This window comes from Alishewanella tabrizica (genome assembly GCF_014652375.1).
Lineage (GTDB): Bacteria > Pseudomonadota > Gammaproteobacteria > Enterobacterales > Alteromonadaceae > Alishewanella > Alishewanella tabrizica.
Genome location: NZ_BMYR01000001.1, coordinates 278,083 through 296,872, shown reverse-complemented (window position 1 = coordinate 296,872; position 18,790 = coordinate 278,083). Strand labels below are relative to the sequence as shown.

The following is an 18,790-nucleotide window of genomic DNA, read 5'->3' as shown; positions in this document are numbered from 1 at the left end:
GTCTTTTAATGAGGTCAATATGAAAAAAACAGTGTTATCGCTCGCGCTTATGGGATGCTTAGCGGCCCCTGCGGTGTTTGCAAACGTGGCTATTAATGGCTTTGCCTCAATAAAAGGCGGCATGACCACCGGCAGTGATGAGTTTTTATATGGTTATGATGATAGCTTTGATCTGAAAAACGAGAGCTTGTTTGCGTTACAGGTTAAATCTGATTTAGGCGAGAAACTCTCTGTTACTGGGCAACTCATGGGGCGTGGTAATAAAGATTTTGACGTAGGGTTTGAGTGGGCGTTTATTACGTACGAATTATCAGACAATATGCGTGTCAATGCAGGCCGCTTGCGTACACCTTTTTATAAATACTCTGATTTTAAAGATGTTGCCTATGCTTACGATTGGTTACGTGTGCCACAAGGCGTATATGGCTTAGGTTTTGATAATATCGAAGGTGTTTCTTTTTATCGCACAGCGCAATTAGGGGCATTTGAATCAACGTTACAAGCGGTCGCCGGTTCTTATGATGGAAAAGCGATCGTTAGCGGTTTAGAAGTAGACGCCGAAATTAAGAATATCCTCGGCGTAACGTGGGAGCTGGCCAAAGGTAATTTAAGCGGACGCGTGGCGTATTTAACCGGCAAAGTGACTATTGACGCTGAGTCAGCCTCGCTTGGACAAAATGTCACGATTGGGGGATTATTCAATACCCTTAACGGTTTTGGCTTAAACAACCTGGTGAGTGCGATTGATATTCAAGAAGAAAAAGGAACCTTTTTAGGATTTGGCTTAACCTACGATAATAGTGATTGGGTTGCCGTAACGGAAATCACACGCGTTAAAGTGGATAACAGTTTTATTGCAGAACAAAACAATTATTATGTTTCGTTAGGGAAACGTTTTAACAGTTTTACCCCTTATGTATCTTACGAGGTCGAAGATAACGACAGTCGTGATGATATTTTCTTGCCTTTCCAAACGGTATTGCCTCCGCAATTATTTGTGCCTGTGCAAGGATTAGTGCGTTCGCAAGAGCGCAGTACTAAAACGTGGAACCTTGGCGCGCGTTATGATTTTCATCCATCAGCTGCCTTTAAAGTGCAATATTCATCTGAAAAGAACGATACCACAGGTGATCGGGCCGGTTTAATTGCCCTTGGCGTTGATTTAGTGTTTTAAGGAGTGGTTATGTTTAAGAAAATGCTATTCGGCCTGTTGCTTGCGTGTTCTTTTTCTGCGGCAGCTAACATTGTTGTGATCGTGAATCCAAGTAATACCAGCAGTGTCAATGCGGAGGAATTAGTACGAATTTATACCGGTCGTTCGAATGCCTTTAGTGCGGTTAATCTAGCCGAGTCTGTGCCTTTACGCGCGCAGTTCGACGAAAAAGGCGTGGGTCGAACGTCTGCGCAATTAAAAGCCCATTGGTCAAAGTTGGTGTTTACCGGTAAGGGTACGCCGCCAGCAGAATTGGCTAGCGAAGAAGCAGTGTTGGAGTTTGTAGCAAATAATCCACAGGGCATTGGTTACATTAGCGCTGATAAAGTCACCAGTGCCGTAAAGGTTGTTCACACTATTAACTAATACCAAATCCCGGCAGCACGTCTGCCGGGTTTGAGGTCGCCTTATGAAAAGTTTGTCTATCATTGCTAAAATTTGGTTGGTGATTGCGTTAGCGGTCGTGGCGTTCTCTGCCGTGGTAACGGTTAGCATTTGGTTTACCCTCAAAAATAATGAGGCAATCCAAAAAATGCAGGACTTTATGTACGAGACAGCAAAACTGTCTTCGCAAGTTCGAACAGGTTTTGTCTCTTTGGACGAATTTTTTACACAAGCTGTTACTTTATCCGATCCCGATTTACTGGCAACAGCACAACAAAATCAAGTCAGAATTACTGAAACTTTGGCGCGTTTGAAAAGCTTAAACCCAGAGTGGACGGAGGCCCTACAACAGTTATCTAAAGATGCCAGCAATTATGCCGAACTTTCATCAGGTATCGCGCAACGCTTTATTGATGGTGATGTCGATTTTGATATGATTCAGCAGCAAGTCGCCACAAAAACGCGGCTATATGAGTCGTTGTCTGCTGACTTTCTTAAGTTTGAGCAACAATCGGATGAACGTTTCGCTACCGCCTTGTCGGATGTATCAGCCAATTCCGAGCGGGCGCTTAACGTCATTTTAGTGTTAGGTGGCGTATTGCTAGTACTTACTGCCAGCCTTGGGCATGTTATTGCGAATAGAATTAGCCAATCCGCCCAAACATTGGGTTCATCTTTAGCGGAGCTCGCCAGTGGCAAAGGTAATCTCGCCAGTCGCCTACCGGTCAATAGTGATGATGAATTAGGTAAAGTGGCCCGTGAATTTAATGCCTTTATTAATATGTTGCAGGGCTCTTTTAACGAGTTAGCCCGAGCTGTAGAGCCGTTAACGCAAAGCTCCAGTCATCTAGCGTCAGGCATGAAAGAGCTGCAAGCCATGACTACAGAACAAAGCCACGATTCAGAAACCGTGAGTCAAAGCATGGCTGAAATGCAATTATCGGTCAGAGATATCAGCCAATCGGCAAACGATGCTGCGCGTTCAGCCGAAACCGCAAGCACCTTGGCGAAGCAGGGCTTTGATAAAACGAGCCATGCGGTTAATTTTTCAGAAGGACTGTCTACTGAAATTGCTCAAGCACAATCGGTAATTACAGAATTAGCAGAAAAAACCAAAAATGTGACGCAAATACTGAGCAGCATTAATGCCATTGCCGATCAAACGAACTTGCTGGCCTTAAATGCGGCCATAGAAGCGGCAAGAGCGGGTGAGCATGGCCGAGGATTTTCTGTTGTCGCGGATGAGGTGCGTAACTTATCGACCAAAACGGCGCAATCGGTCGTTCAGGTGCAACGCGTGGTGGGAGAGCTTACGCAAAATGTAACCAAAGCAGTTAATATTATGCAGCAAGCCGTTAATAATGCAGCCCATTCCGCGACGTTAGCAGCAGATGCTGGCAATTCTATTGAGCAAATCAGTGGTGAAGTCCAACAGATCAGTTTGTTAAATGCGCAGATCGCGGCGGCGACGGAAGAACAAACGATGGTAGCAGAGCAGATTGTAAGCAATACCAGCAAAATGATCAGTTCGTTCACCAACTCAAAAGCGGTACAAGGTGATGTGAATGGTATTGCTAGTGAGCTTAGAGCGCTATCAGAATCGTTAGCCCGTATTAGTTCAAAATTTGAGACATAACACCTTAGGATTGCTGTATTGTCATAAGTGGTAACGTTAAACGCTTTGTGTTAGTAGTGTTAAACCAAATTAAAGCCTAAACGAATGTTTAAGCAACAGGGTACAGCTTGCTGGGTATAAAAAGCCTATTAAGCATTAAACCAGCATGCTGGCACTTGCTGGTTTTTTGCTTGATACATGGCGGTATCTGCTTGCAGTAACAAGGTATCCATGTTTGCTGCGCCTTTAAATAGCGTCATGCCAATGCTGCATCCACATTGGTGAAATTGCCCATTAGGCAATAAATAAGGTTGCAATAACTGCTGCCTTATCTTGCTTATAACATCTTCAATTTGCTGCATGCTCAGCGTAACGTCTTGTTCTATATCACGAATTAGCACCACAAATTCGTCCCCCCCAAAGCGTGCAACGGTGCCAGGCAGATGTAAACTGTGGGTTAATCGTCTTGCCACTTCAGCCAGAACGGTATCTCCTGCTTTATGGCCATAACGATCATTAACAGGTTTGAAATCGTCCATGTCGATAAACATCAAACAGCAGTACGTTTCATTATGTTGGCTTGCAGCCATGGCTTGGCTGAGATGTTCTTCCAATAATCGACGATTGGCTAATCCGGTTAAGCTATCATAAAAAGCTAAACGCCTTATTTGTTGCGCGCTAATACTGCGACTGATTGCCAGTTCAGCTAAGTTACTATACCCTCGAATCTTCTCAATTTGATGGGGAGTCGGCTCTGCAGGGTGTTTATGATACATTGCAAAGGTGCCCAAGACTTTGCCTTGAGCATTTTTAATGGGTTGCGACCAACATGCTGCAATGCCGGCAAGTTGTGCTAACGCCTGATATGGTTGCCAGTAGGGGTGGGTACGCGTATCACTAACAATGACGGTTTCACCACTAAAAGCCGCTGTACCACAAGATCCTACACCAATGCCGCTAACCACCCCATCCAAAGCCAAGTTATACCTTTCAGGTAATGAAGGGGCTGCACCATGGCGTAAGGTTTTGCCATCTTCATCCAGCAGTAAAATTGAGCAAATCATATCGGGGTGGAGCTGTTCTACTTGCGACACAAGATGGTATAAAATTGTTTTTAATGCCACACCTTCACTAATCTGGTTCAAAATGTGGTTTTGCAATTGCAGTTCTTGATTTCGTTGCTCAATCTGCAGTTGCGATTGCTCTAAAACCTGCAAATACCGATTATTTAGTAGCACCAGTTCTGCAATATGAACCGCCAGTGAGGCTAACATGTTTATCATGGCAGGTAATTTAGCTTCGTCGACAATCGGAACATCAGCTAAGGCAGCCAAATAGTCGCTTTCTGCAAAGCCTGCATGTTGTGCTTGGTGTTTAAAAAACTGTTCATCAGGTGTTTGTAAAAAAAACTGTCCCATAAACAAATTGGCCACATGTTTACCTTCTAACATAATGGGCGTAGCACAATCGGTTAAACCATTGCGACAGCGATAAAGTGAATAATTTTTTCCTTGTTGTAATTGCAGTGCTAATTCACGATCACTTTCTAAGCAGCCCTGTAAGGTTGTTGGTGCTTGACGGTGAAATTGATGACATGCGCGTTGCCAAGCGGAAGACGCTAATACCTTTCCCTGCAAATCGACTAAGGCGATCGGTATATGTAATACCTGTAAAAAACTGTCGAATAGGGTGGAAAGGCGGCCAAAATCTATATTGGCCAATACTTGGTGTGTGTTTAGCGTATTTTGAGCAGATAAAGTGATATTCCAATCAGCCGTTAAGGGATCGAACATCTGGATCAGGTTCGCCTCGCGGTGTAAATGCGGCGCCTTGGAATTCATAATGACATTATTCTAGCTAGCATCCTTGCCTAAGCTTACTCCATTTTTAAAAAAAGAATAGTGCGCTGCAGTATTATTTATGGCGTTGTTGTAGCACCTTGATCACGTCATTTAATTCCAGTTTCTGGCTACGCAACAATACCAGCAAATGGAATATAAGATCGGCAGCTTCATTGGCGAGTTCTTCTCTATCGCCGGCCATGGCGGCTAAAGCAGATTCAACGCCTTCTTCGCCGACCTTTTGGGCAATGCGTTTCACGCCACGCGCAAACAAACTGGCGGTATAACTGCTTTTCGGATCAGCACCTTCACGGCTTTGAATGACTTGCTCTAAATCATATAAGAAAGCCAATTGCGGGCTGTTAGCGCTATTATCGTGCCAGCAGGTTTCGGTACCGACATGGCAGGTAGGGCCTTGCGGCATGGCCAGTACCAGCAAGCTGTCGGCATCGCAATCACTGTCAATGCTAACGAGCTTTAAGGTATGGCCAGAGCTTTCGCCTTTAGTCCATAAGCGTTGCTGACTACGACTAAAAAAGGTCACATTGCCGCTATCCAGCGTATGCTGTAGTGCCGCCGGGTTCATATAACCTTGCATTAAGACTTTACCGGAGATGGCATGCTGCACTATCGCCGGTAGCAGTTGGGTGTCGGGCCAGCTTAGCTGGTTGATTTGTTGTAGATTCATATTGAACTCTCAAAAGTGAGTGTGCGCAACACCGACACTACACGCAAAGACGCCGTGAATACATCCCTGTAGGCTCCTCTTTGGCATCCATGCCAAAGACGCTTTGCTTAGCAGTGTCGGTGTTGTGCTCGATACATAGGTGTAGTCAACGGGATGAGCAAACGCGGATGTACTTTTTTCTGTGACCGTTGGAGGCCATGGATGGCCGGACAAATTCGTCTGGAACGAATTTGGACAGCTTCGCTGGCCCCTCCATGGGGTAAATGTCATGGATGACATTTACAATCGAGCCCATGGATGGTTCACGGCGTGTCACAGAAAAAATGTACGTAGTGTTTGCGTGTTCGAAGCACATGACTATACCACTAAGGCCGAATACTAATCCCATCCGCAATTAACTTCGCTTTTAGCTCGCTAATCTGAATAATACCCTTATGAAACACACTGGCGGCTAAGGCACCATCCACATCGGCTTGCTGAAATACCTCAGTAAAGTGTTGCATCGTACCGGCACCTCCACTGGCAATAAGGGGTACCTTGCAGAGATCGCGGATGGTTTTCAGCTGGGCAATATCATAACCCTGACGCACACCATCTTGATTCATACAGTTCAGCACAATTTCACCGGCACCCAAACGTTGTACCTCGCTTACCCAATCCCGCGTTAACCACTGGGTTTTTTGGGTGCGCGTTTCATCGCCAGTAAATTGGTATACCTGATACTGGCCAGAAGCCACATCAAAAAAACTGTCGATGCCAATCACCACGCATTGCTGGCCAAAGGTGGCATTTAAATCGGCAATTAATTGCGGATTACTCAGCGCCGGACTATTAATCGACACCTTATCGGCACCCATTTCTAAAATCTTGCCCGCATCGGCGACTGATTTAATGCCACCTGCCACACAAAAGGGGATATCAATCACTTCAGCAATACGCCGAACCCAGCTTTTATCCACCACACGGCCATCGCTGGAAGCGGTAATATCATAAAACACTAACTCATCGGCACCGGCTTCGGCATAGCGCTGTGCCAGTGGCACAATATCGCCAATAATTTCGTGGTTACGAAACTGTACGCCTTTCACCACCTTGCCATCGCGAACATCTAAACAGGGAATTAACCGTTTTGCCAGCATGCTATGGCCTCCTCAAGCGAAAATTTACCTTCCAATAGCGAGCGTCCTAAAATCACACCTGCTACGCCAGAGCCAATTAAAGCCTGAATATCACTGAGCGCGCCAATACCGCCCGAGGCTTGCCAAGCCAATTGTGGGTACTTGCTGCACAGTTCGCGGTATAGCGCCACATTGGAGCCGCTTAGGGTGCCATCTTTACTAATATCGGTGCACAATACATGCTTAGCACCGGCAGCGATATAGCCATCAAGCACTTGCTCCAGTGTCACACCAGACTCCTCAATCCAGCCATGGCTGGGTAAGGTTTTTTCGCCCTTGGCATTAATCGCCACGTCTAACGCCAGTACGATACGATCGCCGCCATACTGCTTGATCCAGCCCTGCACCAACTCAGGTTCACGAATGGCTAAACTGCCAATAACTACCCGACTGGCACCGGCGGCCAGTAAATCTTTCACATCTTGCTCGCTGCGCACGCCGCCACCGACTTGGATCTGTAAGGGCGAATTAGTCATTAAGGCTGTTAATAAGCTAAGTTGCCGCTTACTGGCATCTTTCGCACCAGATAAGTCGACCACATGTAAAATGGGTGAACCGGCTGCGGCATAGCGATCGCGCAAGCTTAGCGGACTGAATTCGTATTCGGTGGTTTTATCATAAGCGCCCTGATATAGACGCACGACCTTGCCATCAATTAAATCTATCGCTGGGATAATCACAGCTGCCACTCCAAAAAGTTTTGTAATAAACGCGCACCGACCTTGCCTGAACGCTCTGGGTGAAATTGCGCACCGGCCACATTATCTTTGCCAATCACGGCTGCGAAATCAGAACCATAGTGGCACTGCGCTAAACTATATTGGCTGGGCACTACCGCAAAGCTATGCACAAAATACAGGTAATCTTGTTCGGTAAAGCCTTGCATAATAGGGTGACTGCTAATGCTATGCAGCGTATTCCAGCCCATATGGGGTAAGCGTAAACCTGCGGCATTCAGTGGCGCGACTTCGCCTGGGATTAAGCCTAAACAGGCGACATCGCCTTCCATACTATGGGCGGTAAGCATTTGCATGCCCAAACAAATGCCTAACACCGGCTGGGTTAAGCCTTGTAAGGTAGCAATCAACTCGCGCTCGGCCAAGTTCGCCATAGCGGCTTTGGCGCTACCGACACCAGGCACTATCACCCGGTTAGCCGCTTTGATGACGTTGGCGTCGTGGCTAATCACCGGCTCAGTACCGAGGCGCTTTACCGCAAAATAGACCGAGCTGATATTGGCACAGCCGGTATCGACAATAACCAGTTCCGCCATTACAGCACTCCTTTGGAGCTGGGTAAGGCTTCACCACTTACCGTAATCGCTTGGCGTAAGGCGCGGCCAAAAGCTTTAAACAAGCCTTCCACTTTATGGTGTTTATTGCCTTCGGTAATGCTTAAATGCAGCGACATTAACATGGCATCGCTTAACGAGCGGAAAAAGTGCGGCACCATTTCCAGTGTTAAACCACCGACTGCACCATCGCCCAGCTCGCCATTAAACACAAACAGCGGGCGGCCCGATAAATCCAGCACACACTCAGCACGACACTCATCCATCGGCAGCACAAAGCCAAAACGGTTGATGCCGCGTTTATTTCCAAGGGCTTGTTTTAGGGCCTGACCTAGTGCTAAGGCGGTATCTTCGACACTGTGGTGATCGTCAATATGGTAATCGCCTGTGACTTTTACTTGCAGCGAAAAGCCGCCGTGGGTGGCAATTTGCTCCAGCATATGATCAAAGAAACCAACGCCAGTGCCAAAGTAATTGTTTCCGCTATTATCCAGATCTACGCTGATTTCAATATCGGTTTCACGGGTAGTGCGGCGCACTGTGGCTTTTCGACCGCGACTTAGCAGGCGCTTGGTGATTTCGGCCCAGCCTAAGGTATCGCGATTGTACTGAAACGACGGCAAGCCCATATTTTCAGCTAATTGCACATCGGTCAGCCGGTCGCCAATTACGTAGGAATTGGTAAAGTCGATTTTGCCTTGCTGCAGGTAGTCTTTGACTAAGCCTAATTTGGGTTTACGACAACTGCAGTTATCGCTGTCAAAGTGCGGGCAAATCAATACATCATCAAAAACGATGCCTTGCGAGGTGAGCAGTTGCATCATTTTGTTATGCGGCGCATCAAAGGTGTCACGCGGAAAGCTGCTGGTGCCCAAGCCGTCCTGATTGGTGACCATCACCAAGCGATAACCGGCGGCCTGCAGCTTTAAGAGTGCAGGGACCAAGCCCGGTTCATAGGCCAGCTTTTCCAAGCTATCCAGTTGTTTGTCAATTGGTGGCTCTTCCACCATGGTGCCGTCGCGGTCGATAAATAAAATAGGTTGGCCACTCATGCGCTTGCTCTCTTCGTCGTGGAAAAATAGGTTAACATGGCTTGCTGTAAACGCTGCATCTCATCCGGATTACCAATGGACACCCGCACTACCTCGGTTAAGCCTAACTGGCTGGATTGATTGCGGATTAAGATCCCTTCGCTGATTAATGCCTGCACACAGTCGGCGGCATTACTCACTTGTAACAGCACATAGTTGGCATTACTGGGCCAAATTTTTACAATGCCCGGGAGCTGTGAGACAAAGGTGCTAAAGTCGTTACGCAATTGATTAATGATCGCTACGCTTTGCTGCATTTGCGCGATGCCCTTTGCCGAAAGTGCCTGAGCAGCAATTTGTGCCACCGGTTCGGCAATGGGATAGGGCGCAATCATCTTTTTCAGGGCATTGATAATATCGGCCGAGGCCAGCGTAAAACCACAGCGCAACCCTGCCAAGCCAAAGGCTTTGGATAACGTACGTAACACTACCAAATGTGGGTAGCGGCTAAGCAGCGGCACTACAGAGGCTGAGGGCGCGAATTCAATATAGGCTTCATCTACCACCACCAGTGCCTTGTCTTTAAAGTGCTCCAGTACGGCAATAATATCTTCACGCGGGATCAGATCGCCAGTGGGGTTATTCGGGCTACAAATAAACACCAGTTTGGGGTGGGTAGCGAAAATACCCGGTAAATCCAAGCGCTCGCTGTCTTTTAACAGCACTTTCGTTACTGCAGTTTGATTGCTTTCGGCACTAATGGCATACATGCCATAAGTCGGCGGGCAAATAGTAATGCTATCTTGTTTGGGCTCGCAAAAGCTACGGATCAGCAGCTCGATACCTTCATCGGCACCGCGGCTTACCAGCACCTGTTCAGGCGCCAAACCGGCATAGGCGGCATAAGCGTCAATTACCGCTTTTGGCTGACATGACGGATAGCGGTTAAAGCAATCATCTAACTGATAAGCAGGAGCTAGCGCATTTTCATTAGCATTAAGCCAGACTGCGCCGCCACTCATACTGCTGCGGGCAGAGGCATAAGGTACAATGTCTTGCACCAGTTGCCGGGCCAGCGTATTTACGGTATTGCTGGTGCTGTTGGCGTTATTGGCAGTTGTCATCACAAACCTCAACCTTGTTTATTCGTTTTCTTAATATTGGCCTGACTAATAACCTTAGTCGCTTGCCTTAGTCATTTGCCGTGTTCTGGCCGGCTTTTTCTAGCGCAGCTAAACGCAGTCGCACCGCATTGGCATGGGCTTCTAAGCTTTCTGCTTCGGCAAGCGTAACAATAGCTGGGCCAATATTGCGCATACCTTGTGCTGATAACTGCTGCACGGTAAAGCGGCGATAAAAGTCCGTTAGTGATAAACTGGACACGGTGCGGCTATAGCCATAGGTTGGCAACACATGGTTAGTGCCGCTGGCATAATCGCCGGCAGATTCTGGCGTCCATTCCCCTACAAAGATACTGGCGGCACTATCAAATTGCTCGGTAAGCGCACTGGCATCGCGCGTTTGCACGATTAAATGCTCGGGCGCATAGGCATTCGTTACCGCCACGGCAGTTTGGAGGTCTGCTGTTAAAATGGCACGGCTATGGGCAAGTGCTTTGGCTGCAATGGCGCCCCGCGGCAGAGCCGCTAATTGCGCAGCAAGTTGAATTTCGACATTATCCAAGAGGGTGCTGCTGTCACTAATTAAGATCACCTGTGAATCTGGGCCGTGCTCTGCTTGCGATAATAAATCAGCAGCAACAAAGGCGGGGTTAGCTTCCGCATCCGCCAACACTAACACCTCTGAAGGCCCTGCCGGCATATCAATTTGTGCGCCCTTGGCATCTTGGCTGACCTGCTGTTTAGCTTCTGTTACATAACGATTGCCAGGACCAAAAATTTTATCGACTTTGGCAATGCTCTCAGTGCCATACGCTAGAGCAGCAATTGCTTGAGCGCCACCAATTGTATAGATTTCAGAAATGCCACAAAGATTAGCGGCATAAATAATTTCAGGCGCAATATCAATTGCATTAGGTTTGCCTGGTGGCGTGACTAACACCGCGCGCGGGCAACCGGCTAATTGCGCGGGTACACCTAACATTAGTACCGTAGAAGGTAAGGGTGCACTGCCGCCGGGGATATATAATCCTACGCTACCGATCGGGCGGCTTTTTAGCTGGCAAATCACCCCGGCGCTGGTTTCTACTTCAATATCGCGCGGTAATTGTGCCGCATGAAACTTGCGAATATTGTCATAGGCCAATTCGATGGCCGCTTTGCGCTCAGGTTGCAGCAAGCCAAGTAAGCGCTGTTGCTCTTCTTGGCTTAACCGAAGCGGGTTGTCGGGCAGTTGATCAAATTGTTGGCTAAAGCGCTGCAGTGCTGCATCACCCTCTTGTCTTACTGCCGCAATAATGGCTTGAACAGTTGGCGCTAACGCGGCTGAGTCTGCTAACGCAGGTCTTGCTAACGCGGCTTGTTGCCCTGCTTGATCCAGTTGATTCCAGTTAAAGCGCTGCATGTGTTACTCCATCATCTTTTCAATGGGTAATACTAAGATTGAACTTGCACCCAGCAGCTTTAATTGTTCCATGGTTTCCCAGAACAAGGTTTCACTGCTAACTACATGGATGGCGACCATTGCATCGTTGCCTACCAACGGCAATAGCGTTGGATTCTCGGCACCGGGCAATAGGGCAATTACTTCGGTTAGTTTAGCGCGGGGGGCGTGTAGCATAATGTATTTGCTTTCGTTGGCTTGCATTACACCCTGAATGCGCGGCATTAACTTATTGATCAGTTTCAGGTGCTGGGCATCGTTTAAGCCTTTGCGTTGAATCAGCACTGCTTTACTGCGGTAAATGACTTCGGCTTCTTTTAAACCGTTGGCTTCAAGTGTGGCACCGGTAGAAACCAAATCACAAATGGCATCGGCCAGACCCGCGCGCGGAGCAACCTCAACCGAACCGGTTAGCATCACTACTCGGGCATTTACACCTTGTTGCTTTAAATAACGGGTTAATAATCGCGGGTACGTGGTGGCAATTGTTTTACCCTCTAAACTGCTGGCACCCTGATATTCTTCTTCTTGCGGTACTGCGATAGATAGCCGGCAACCACCAAAGTCAAGCCGCGCCAACACATCATATTCTGCAGATTCATTATCAATTTGCCGCTGTAACGAGACTTCTTCTAATACGTTTTCGCCAATAATGCCTAAGTCGCAGACACCGTCCATCACCAAACCTGGGATATCGTCGTCGCGAACCCGCAGAATATCAATCGGCATATTTTCAACATGGGCAATCAGTCGTTGCTCCCGCAGGTTGATTTTTAAGCCACAACTGGTTAACAGAGCTTGTGATTCTGTGGATAAACGCCCAGATTTTTGCATACCGATACGTAATCTTTTACTTTCAATCGCCGGACTCATTGGTTACTCCCAAATACTAATCATTTAAAAACAAAAAACCCCGTGGCTTGGCCTGCGGGGTTGGTTGTAACAAAGTCCACCGGAGGCCAACACAATAGCCCTCCGCCTAAACCGGAAGGCTAGGTGATATGATGGTGGTGCTGTGTTACGCTTACGTTATTATTCATAAAAGTGTTCAATAAAAACCTTATTTAATTGCTATACAAGTTACTCTGGCTGGCGCTAAAGTGCAATAATTAATTTTATATTTTTAAAAGTGAAATAATTTTATATCATTAATAATCAGTTACTTATTATTAATGCTGGAATGTGGTTAACGTGAGAATAGTGTTTGCGAAACTACGCTATGATTTATCTGGTTAAATAATGCTCATGTTGTATAGTCATTGCAAGGGCTTTAGTTTGCCAAGATTTGGCCGATATAAAATAAACACAGTGTAGCCAAAGGAGGTCGTCGTGGACATTTTTATGCCGTTTATCCAACGTACCCCGGGTACGCCAATTGAACAAGAACCGAAAATGGTCTTACCGGTTTTTAAAGAGGCACGCTTAGAGCCACTGAAGCGGCATGAGCAAAAGTATCTGATTTTACGCCGATTTGCTCAGCGTAAGCAGGCTGATGGTGACTTTCCCGTTGCGCCGTATACCACGCCAGAAGAAGAGCAACGGGTTGATAAAGACGGCCATGTTGATATTTTTGTTTAAAACAATACGGCGTTTTGTCTGCATTTTTAGATAAACAAGGCATAATAGACGCCTTTTTTGGCTATGCCTAATGCAGTCAGGTAATAGATGATACCGATAATAACATACCACTTAGATCACCTAAAAAGGGCTCACTGCGTTGCTGATCTCGTTTGGCTAGGTTGCGTTAATCTGGTTAATTCTCAACATCCGTTGACAATTGGCATATCTAATGAACACTAAATCAGCGAAAGTGTTTGCCGAAAATGGCACCTTAGCCCAGCAGATACCTGGTTTTAAGCCACGGGCTGCGCAATTAGCGATGGCCAATGCTGTTGAAAAAGCTATTCAGCAAGACGGTGCTTTAGTTGTAGAGGCCGGTACTGGTACGGGTAAAACGTATGCGTACTTGGTGCCCGCTTTGCTATCAGGCAAGAAAGTAGTGTTATCAACAGGCACCAAAAACTTGCAAGAGCAGTTGTATTTTCGAGATTTGCCTACTGTTTTGCAGGCGTTGGCGTTGCCCATTACCATTGCGTTATTAAAGGGGCGGTCAAATTATCTGTGTTTATTTCGATTGGAGCAGCATTACCAACATGTCCCGGTAGCGGATCCTCAACTTATTGCTGATCTGAGTTTAATAAAAAAATGGTCAACTGAGACGCAAAGTGGCGACATTGGTGAACTTACCTATATCGCGGAAGATTCAAAAGCGCTGCCTTTTGTTACCAGTACAACGGATAATTGCCTTGGTAAAGACTGCCCAGTGTATGAAGATTGTCATTTGCTAAAAGCACGTAAAGAAGCACAAGGTGCCGATTTGGTGGTGGTCAATCATCACCTATTTTTTGCCGATTTAGCGTTAAAAGATACTGGCTTTGGCGAATTATTACCGGATATGGAAGTAGTGATTTTTGATGAAGCGCACCAAATCCCTGATATTGCCAGTGAGTATTTTGGTGAGCATTTTTCTACCCGTGTCTTGCAAGATTTATGTAAAGATATTGAGTTAGTGGGCAAGGGCGAGTTAAAAGATGTTATCCAATTAAGTAAGGCAGCTGACAAAGTGGCCAGTTTAACGCGTGATTGGCGTTTGCAGTTTGCCACCGATCCTAGCCGCGGGAATTGGCGACAAGCGTATCAAAAACCGGCTATGCAAACTGCCATAACCCGAATTAATGATGCCTTAGATATGCTGTATCAAATTGTTAAAAGCAGTTTGGGGCGAAGCCAGACGTTAGACAGTTGCTACGAGCGTTTAGCGCAATTAAAAGGTCAGCTGGTAAAATTGTTACAAGTGGAACAAACAGGCGTAAGTTTGTGGTTTGAAACGAGTAAGTTACATGTGGGTTTACATTTAACGCCTCTGAGCATTGCCGATAAATTCCATAAATTGGTATTTGCAGAACAACGTAGTTGGATTTTTACCTCTGCTACTTTGTCAGTAGATGAAGGGTTTAGCCATTATCAACAGCAAATGGGCTTAACCGGCGCCGATACGTTATTGCTAGAAAGTCCTTTTGACTACGCTAAACAAGCCTTGTTGTGTGTACCGCGGTTTATGCCCGAACCTCATGAGCCTGCCATGGCCCATGCATTGTTGACTATGGCTATTGAGTTAATAACGGCGAATAATGGTCGCTGTTTCTTTTTATTCACCAGCCATCGTATGTTACAAATGATGGCCGCAACCTTACCTGAACAGATCCGCCAGCCTGTGTTAGTGCAAGGCTCAACGGGTAAACGATTATTATTAGAGCAATTTGTTCAGTTGGAAAATGCGGTATTGCTTGGTACGGGCAGTTTCTGGGAAGGTGTAGATGTACGAGGTGATACGTTAAGTTGTGTCATTATCGATAAGTTACCCTTTGCATCCCCCGACGATCCTTTGCTACAAGCACGTAGTGAAGATTGTGCTATGCGCGGCCAAGATCCCTTTGCCGAAGTGCAATTACCTCAGGCGGTGATTACTTTAAAGCAGGGGGTAGGGCGATTGATCCGTGATGTTACCGATCGTGGCGTGTTGGTGATATGCGATAATAGATTAGTGACTCGGCCCTATGGCGCCACCTTTTTAAAGAGTTTGCCGCCGATGCGCCGTACTCGTGATTTGGCTGAAGCCAGCGCGTTTTTAAAACAGTTGCAACAAGGAAATACATGATTTTTTTAGCCCTAGACACGTCTACTGAAGCCTGTTCAGTAGCTTTAAGCTACCATGGCCAACTTTTGGCGTTTGATGAAGTTTGCCCGCAACAACACAGCAAACGTATTCTGCCAATGGTGCAGCAACTCTTAGCCGATGCAGGTATTGGCTTACATCAGGTAAACGGTATTATTTTTGGTCGCGGGCCAGGAAGTTTTACGGGGGTGCGTATTGGCGTATCCGTTGCGCAAGGACTCGCGTTCGGCGTAGATGTGCCGCTGTATGGTGTATCGACTCTTGCGGCTATGGCACAAGCCGCAGCACAACAACATGCCGCAAAACAGGTTATCGCCGCCATTGATGCTCGCATGGCAGAAGTGTATATGGCGGTATACACTTTGAATGCTAAGGGTGTGATGCAGGCTTCTACCCCCGAGGTCGCCGCAAAACCAGCAGCGTTACCTTCAGCTATTACTGATTTACAATTAGATCCGGGCGTTATTGGCGTCGGTACTGGCTGGCAAACCTATGGTGATGCGTTAAGTTTATTAAAACCCGCCACTATTGCATCCGATATTTTATACCCATCCGCCCAGTTTATGCTGCCTTATAGCCTTGATGCTTGGCAACATGGTCATTTTGTTGCGGCTGAACACGCTGAGCCCGTGTACGTGCGTGACGAAGTGACATGGCAAAAGCTCCCTGGACGCTAGCAAGCTAAAGCCAGAAAGTTGCGTAGAAAAAAGGGAAAAGCGCTGGCAAAAATGAGATATCCTTGTCTATAATTGCATCACTATTTTTTGAGTATGTTAGCCCATGAGTATCAACGCCAGTAACACCATTACTCCCAGCAATTTGCTGACTCCGGCGACAAATCGGCCGCAGCCAGCGCGTGCGGTTGTGCCAGAGAAAGAGAGCACGGTGAATCAAGCTGCTGGCATTCGAATTGATCGTGATGTTATTCAGCGTCTAGATACAGAGCGCGAGGCACAACAGACCCAACAGTTTGCGCGAGAATCCTCTCGTGCGTCATCGCGAAATACTGCCGAGCAAAATAATGAGCGCGCTATTGCTGCCTATCAAAGCTTACAAAATGAACAGCGTCGTAGCGAAGTGCAAGCCATGCTAGGTGTTGATTTATACGCTTAGCGTTAATTTTGTATTCAACACGTATTGATCACTTGTTCACTCTTTAATTCTATACTCATCGGCTGTTGTTTTTATATTTTAGTGATTTCGTTTACTCATCCTGAGTCATCAAACCTTCATTTACTTACACTAGGCTTATTTACTCTTCTGCTCAGTTAATCGCCTGGTTGGTCCAATGGTGCTTTCGCCCTTCTTTTTAGTTCTAATGTGCCCTAATCGAAGGCATAACCAGTTGATTAGCTTGTTTACTGGCTTTGTGCTGAACTGTTCTTATTAGTTTACGTATATAGAAGTATTAGCCAAGGAGTGATCATGTCTTCGACCATTTTAATTACCGGTGCCAGTTCAGGCATTGGCCGCGAAACGGCGTTATATTATGCCAAACAAGGGTGGACGGTTTATGCTGTTGCGCGCTCAGCGGATAAATTAGCTGACTTAGCCGCGCAGTATACTAATTCTATTGTGCCAGTAAGTTTGGATCTCACCGACACCTTAGCTATGCAACGTTGGCAGCAAAGTTTGCCAGCAGATTTAAATTTTGATGTGGTTTTACTTAACGCAGGCAACTGCGAATATGTTGAGGCAACCGATCTGGATCTTGCCGCGTTTGAACGTACCTTTGCCATTAACTTTCAAGCGGTTGTCGCCAGCACTAAGTTGCTTCTTCCTATGCTTAAATCTGGTAATACCTTAGCGATTGTCAGTTCGATGGCACATTTTTTCCCATTTACACGGTCTGAAGCCTATGGTGCCAGTAAGGCGGCGGTAAGTTATTTTACCGAAAGCTTACGGGTTGATTTAGCGCACACGGGTATTAAGGTGTGCTTGATCGAACCGGGGTTTATTGATACCCCTTTAACGCAAAAGAATGATTTCGATATGCCATTTTTAATGCCTGTAGCAAAAGCGGCCGAACGCATATTCAAGGGTATTGAAGCAGGTAAATTGCGTTTACGTTTTCCCAAGCGCCTTGGGTATCTGCTTAACGCCCTTAGTTGCTTACCTTATGGTATGCGTTCAAGTTTGGCGGCAAGGATGAAGCAAACATGACAGCCTTAAAAACTAAGATCCCTTGGCGATCCTTAATCGGTTTCGAGTTATGCTGGTTTCTATTAGTGTTTTTCCAGCAATTGTTATTTTGGCCTGTCCTGATTTATCTTTTGTACGGTTTATGGCAATTACCCTCGAAAAATGCGCAAATAGCTGTTTTGCTGACTGCAGTTTTTGGCATTGCCGTTGACAGTATTATGGTGGCGACCGAGGTGTTGAGTTTTGCTCAAACGGCCTGGATGCCTATATGGTTTCTGCTGCTATGGGCCATTTTTGCCTTAGCGCTAGTTGAAGTGATGAGTAAGTTTTTAACCCATCCTGGCATCGCTTTCGTTGTTGCCGGGGTTGGCGGCCCTTTATCCTATATTGGTGGTGCGGCGTTAAGTGATGGCATAATGAGTTTTCCTGCCGGGGTTGGATCTTACGTAATACTTGGCCTGGTTTGGGGCGTATTAGGCATCCTATTTGGTTACAGTCGGAGGTGGTATGCGTAAAATTTTAGGTTTGTTATTGCTGTTAACGTTTGCAGGGACTGCGTTAGCGGTGCCTGATTTGAAAACAGTTGGACAGGGCAGTTATCGCTATATGCTGTGGCAATTGTATGATGCGCGGCTTGCGACAGCTGATGGCCAATTTGTAAATTACGAGCAGAGCACCCCTTTGCTATTAGAACTTACCTATAAACGCAATATAACCCGTGATCAGTTTATTAAAGCTACTGTAGATGAGTGGAAAAAACTACAGCAGAGTAGTTCCGAGCAACAGCAGCAGTGGGCTCAGCAATTAACGTCGTTATGGCAAGATGTCAAAAAGGGCGATACATTAGCGGCAGTGTTACAAGCGGACAATTCGGTAGCGTTTTACTTTAATGGTAAAGCCACGGGGGTGCTTACTGATAACGCTTTTGGTCCAGCTTTCTTTAATATATGGCTGCACAATGGTACCAGCGCGCCAAAATTAAGATCACAACTAATCGGCGAAGCTAGCGATTAGTCATAAGCTTCTTTTAATTAGCACTATTGCAACGATATTCCTGATACCAAAATGCCCAGTTAATCACTGGGCATTTCAATTTTATGGTGTTGGCT

The 18,790-nt window shown here is 46.4% G+C and carries 19 protein-coding genes; 10 read left to right on the top strand and 9 right to left on the bottom strand.

Translation table 11 applies throughout. The annotated features are described in order from the left end of the window. Positions 1–19: 19 nt before the first annotated feature. From IE070_RS01370 to IE070_RS01360, 3 genes are read left to right on the top strand one after another with little or no spacing between them, the layout of a single operon-like run. The gene (locus tag IE070_RS01370) at positions 20–1,174 is read left to right on the top strand and encodes a porin (protein ID WP_189479676.1); all 1,155 of its coding nucleotides are present in this window, start codon (positions 20–22) and stop codon (positions 1,172–1,174) included. Positions 1,175–1,183: 9 nt separating this feature from the next. Continuing rightward, entirely contained in the window at positions 1,184–1,579 is a 396-nt protein-coding gene (locus IE070_RS01365; RefSeq protein WP_189479674.1) for a type 2 periplasmic-binding domain-containing protein, read from the top strand. Between the two features lie 43 nt (positions 1,580–1,622). Further along, positions 1,623–3,233, top strand: coding sequence for a methyl-accepting chemotaxis protein (locus IE070_RS01360; protein ID WP_189479672.1), 1,611 nt, complete (start codon positions 1,623–1,625; stop codon positions 3,231–3,233). A 128-nt stretch (positions 3,234–3,361) separates the two neighbouring features. Here the strand turns inward: IE070_RS01360 and IE070_RS01355 are convergent, their stop codons facing one another. The 9 genes from IE070_RS01355 to hisG all read right to left on the bottom strand — a co-directional run bounded on the left by IE070_RS01355 (position 3,362) and on the right by hisG (position 12,676). Further along, on the bottom strand, positions 3,362–5,053 hold the full coding sequence (locus IE070_RS01355; protein ID WP_189479670.1) for a PocR ligand-binding domain-containing protein: 1,692 nt from the start codon (positions 5,051–5,053) through the stop codon (positions 3,362–3,364). A gap of 73 nt (positions 5,054–5,126) precedes the next feature. Further along, positions 5,127–5,741 (bottom strand): bifunctional phosphoribosyl-AMP cyclohydrolase/phosphoribosyl-ATP diphosphatase HisIE, encoded by a 615-nt coding sequence (hisIE, locus tag IE070_RS01350; protein ID WP_189479662.1) that lies wholly within the window; start codon positions 5,739–5,741, stop codon positions 5,127–5,129. A gap of 365 nt (positions 5,742–6,106) precedes the next feature. Continuing rightward, entirely contained in the window at positions 6,107–6,880 is a 774-nt protein-coding gene (gene hisF, locus IE070_RS01345) for an imidazole glycerol phosphate synthase subunit HisF (RefSeq protein WP_189430819.1), read from the bottom strand. Next, a complete protein-coding gene (gene hisA / locus IE070_RS01340; RefSeq protein ID WP_189479660.1) occupies positions 6,862–7,599 on the bottom strand; it encodes a 1-(5-phosphoribosyl)-5-[(5-phosphoribosylamino)methylideneamino]imidazole-4-carboxamide isomerase in 738 nt (245 codons plus the stop codon). Before hisA ends, hisF begins: the two co-directional genes overlap by 19 nt. Beyond that, positions 7,596–8,192, bottom strand: coding sequence for an imidazole glycerol phosphate synthase subunit HisH (hisH, locus tag IE070_RS01335; protein ID WP_189479658.1), 597 nt, complete (start codon positions 8,190–8,192; stop codon positions 7,596–7,598). Before hisH ends, hisA begins: the two co-directional genes overlap by 4 nt. Then, on the bottom strand, positions 8,192–9,262 hold the full coding sequence (gene hisB / locus IE070_RS01330; RefSeq protein WP_189479656.1) for a bifunctional histidinol-phosphatase/imidazoleglycerol-phosphate dehydratase HisB: 1,071 nt from the start codon (positions 9,260–9,262) through the stop codon (positions 8,192–8,194). The genes hisH and hisB overlap by 1 nt, the downstream gene beginning before the upstream one ends. Further along, the gene (gene hisC / locus IE070_RS01325) at positions 9,259–10,365 is read right to left on the bottom strand and encodes a histidinol-phosphate transaminase (protein WP_189479654.1); all 1,107 of its coding nucleotides are present in this window, start codon (positions 10,363–10,365) and stop codon (positions 9,259–9,261) included. The genes hisB and hisC overlap by 4 nt, the downstream gene beginning before the upstream one ends. Before the next feature lie 67 nt (positions 10,366–10,432). Beyond that, positions 10,433–11,764, bottom strand: a complete 1,332-nt coding sequence (hisD, locus tag IE070_RS01320; protein WP_189479653.1) for a histidinol dehydrogenase — start codon at positions 11,762–11,764, stop codon at positions 10,433–10,435. Between the two features lie 3 nt (positions 11,765–11,767). Beyond that, on the bottom strand, positions 11,768–12,676 hold the full coding sequence (hisG, locus tag IE070_RS01315) for an ATP phosphoribosyltransferase (protein ID WP_189479651.1): 909 nt from the start codon (positions 12,674–12,676) through the stop codon (positions 11,768–11,770). Positions 12,677–13,132: 456 nt separating this feature from the next. Between hisG and IE070_RS01310 the strand changes: the two genes are divergently transcribed. The 7 genes from IE070_RS01310 to IE070_RS01280 all read left to right on the top strand — a co-directional run bounded on the left by IE070_RS01310 (position 13,133) and on the right by IE070_RS01280 (position 18,695). Beyond that, entirely contained in the window at positions 13,133–13,381 is a 249-nt protein-coding gene (locus IE070_RS01310) for a hypothetical protein (protein WP_189479649.1), read from the top strand. 211 nt (positions 13,382–13,592) lie between these two features. Further along, on the top strand, positions 13,593–15,521 hold the full coding sequence (gene yoaA, locus IE070_RS01305; protein ID WP_189479646.1) for a DNA repair helicase YoaA: 1,929 nt from the start codon (positions 13,593–13,595) through the stop codon (positions 15,519–15,521). Next, entirely contained in the window at positions 15,518–16,216 is a 699-nt protein-coding gene (gene tsaB, locus IE070_RS01300; protein ID WP_189479645.1) for a tRNA (adenosine(37)-N6)-threonylcarbamoyltransferase complex dimerization subunit type 1 TsaB, read from the top strand. Before yoaA ends, tsaB begins: the two co-directional genes overlap by 4 nt. A gap of 103 nt (positions 16,217–16,319) precedes the next feature. Beyond that, entirely contained in the window at positions 16,320–16,652 is a 333-nt protein-coding gene (locus IE070_RS01295; RefSeq protein ID WP_189479643.1) for a hypothetical protein, read from the top strand. 312 nt (positions 16,653–16,964) lie between these two features. Further along, positions 16,965–17,702, top strand: a complete 738-nt coding sequence (locus IE070_RS01290; protein ID WP_189479641.1) for an SDR family NAD(P)-dependent oxidoreductase — start codon at positions 16,965–16,967, stop codon at positions 17,700–17,702. Then, on the top strand, positions 17,699–18,196 hold the full coding sequence (locus IE070_RS01285; RefSeq protein ID WP_189479639.1) for a DUF2878 domain-containing protein: 498 nt from the start codon (positions 17,699–17,701) through the stop codon (positions 18,194–18,196). The genes IE070_RS01290 and IE070_RS01285 overlap by 4 nt, the downstream gene beginning before the upstream one ends. Then, on the top strand, positions 18,189–18,695 hold the full coding sequence (locus IE070_RS01280; RefSeq protein ID WP_189479637.1) for a chalcone isomerase family protein: 507 nt from the start codon (positions 18,189–18,191) through the stop codon (positions 18,693–18,695). The genes IE070_RS01285 and IE070_RS01280 overlap by 8 nt, the downstream gene beginning before the upstream one ends. The last annotated feature ends 95 nt before the right edge of the window (positions 18,696–18,790 follow it).

Bases quoted from the DNA above. Each gene is read 5' to 3' on its own strand.
- hisH (WP_189479658.1), bottom strand. From the start codon at position 8,192: ATGGCGGAACTGGTTATTGTCGATACCGGCTGTGCCAATATCAGCTCG.
- IE070_RS01365 (WP_189479674.1), top strand. From the start codon at position 1,184: ATGTTTAAGAAAATGCTATTCGGCCTGTTGCTTGCGTGTTCTTTTTCT.
- hisF (WP_189430819.1), bottom strand. From the start codon at position 6,880: ATGCTGGCAAAACGGTTAATTCCCTGTTTAGATGTTCGCGATGGCAAG.
- IE070_RS01290 (WP_189479641.1), top strand. From the start codon at position 16,965: ATGTCTTCGACCATTTTAATTACCGGTGCCAGTTCAGGCATTGGCCGC.
- tsaB (WP_189479645.1), top strand. From the start codon at position 15,518: ATGATTTTTTTAGCCCTAGACACGTCTACTGAAGCCTGTTCAGTAGCT.
- hisB (WP_189479656.1), bottom strand. From the start codon at position 9,262: ATGAGTGGCCAACCTATTTTATTTATCGACCGCGACGGCACCATGGTG.
- hisD (WP_189479653.1), bottom strand. From the start codon at position 11,764: ATGCAGCGCTTTAACTGGAATCAACTGGATCAAGCAGGGCAACAAGCC.
- IE070_RS01295 (WP_189479643.1), top strand. From the start codon at position 16,320: ATGAGTATCAACGCCAGTAACACCATTACTCCCAGCAATTTGCTGACT.
- hisG (WP_189479651.1), bottom strand. From the start codon at position 12,676: ATGAGTCCGGCGATTGAAAGTAAAAGATTACGTATCGGTATGCAAAAA.
- IE070_RS01280 (WP_189479637.1), top strand. From the start codon at position 18,189: ATGCGTAAAATTTTAGGTTTGTTATTGCTGTTAACGTTTGCAGGGACT.
- yoaA (WP_189479646.1), top strand. From the start codon at position 13,593: ATGAACACTAAATCAGCGAAAGTGTTTGCCGAAAATGGCACCTTAGCC.
- IE070_RS01355 (WP_189479670.1), bottom strand. From the start codon at position 5,053: ATGAATTCCAAGGCGCCGCATTTACACCGCGAGGCGAACCTGATCCAG.
- IE070_RS01285 (WP_189479639.1), top strand. From the start codon at position 17,699: ATGACAGCCTTAAAAACTAAGATCCCTTGGCGATCCTTAATCGGTTTC.
- IE070_RS01360 (WP_189479672.1), top strand. From the start codon at position 1,623: ATGAAAAGTTTGTCTATCATTGCTAAAATTTGGTTGGTGATTGCGTTA.
- IE070_RS01370 (WP_189479676.1), top strand. From the start codon at position 20: ATGAAAAAAACAGTGTTATCGCTCGCGCTTATGGGATGCTTAGCGGCC.
- hisC (WP_189479654.1), bottom strand. From the start codon at position 10,365: ATGACAACTGCCAATAACGCCAACAGCACCAGCAATACCGTAAATACG.
- hisIE (WP_189479662.1), bottom strand. From the start codon at position 5,741: ATGAATCTACAACAAATCAACCAGCTAAGCTGGCCCGACACCCAACTG.